Annotated in this window: 1 protein-coding gene; it reads right to left on the reverse strand. The window is 50.6% G+C overall.

The genetic code is table 11. The features are described from left to right. Positions 1-678 (reverse strand): CHASE domain-containing protein (locus tag ACFQEU_RS17200; protein WP_379784126.1); only part of this gene is annotated, 678 nt, incomplete at both ends.

A 678-nucleotide genomic window follows, 5' to 3' on the forward strand; every position in this document is an offset into this window, starting at 1 on the left:
GGTACTGTTATCACAAAGAGCGATACCTAAACTTGAGCGAAAAAACAAACTCCGCAAGCGCGCTTGCTCTTGTTGGCGGGCCCGCTGGTTTACTATTAGTGCCAAAATTGGTAACGACAACATTAAAATCGTGATGGCCATCAGCATGCGCAACCAAAAATTATTGGGCGGCACGGCAGTCCAACCTTGAAGCGGCGCGGCGGCAAGCTGCCAGGAGCCATTGGGTAGCTTGACATTTAACAGCACGGGATTTTTAGTCAATAATTCAGGTGCCCCGTAAAAAAGATCGCCTGCGGCACCAGTGCCGTCGCGCCCTTTGATTGCTATTTCGATGTTTGCATCAAACACTCCGCTTTCACGATAAAAACGTTCCAGATCAATCACTGCCGATACTAAACCCCAAAACTCACGATCATTGCCTGGACTATGACTAAATACGGGTACACGGCCAATAAATCCCTGCCCGCCTTGGGCCAAATTAACCGGCCCAGCAACCGTAATCACACCGGTTTCTTTCGCCCGCAACGCCGCGTCTCTTTGAGATTTATTCACGGCCAAATTCAAGCCAATAGCGGCCTCATTACCCGTCAGCGGGTGCATAAGCTGAATAACCATATTCGGCGCACCACCGAGGTTGCGCAGTTGATTGCGCCCCTCAAAAATCTGCGACGCATAGCG

Source organism: Halorubrum tibetense (genome assembly GCF_042661865.1).
Taxonomy (GTDB): Archaea; Halobacteriota; Halobacteria; order Halobacteriales; family Haloferacaceae; genus Halorubrum; species Halorubrum tibetense.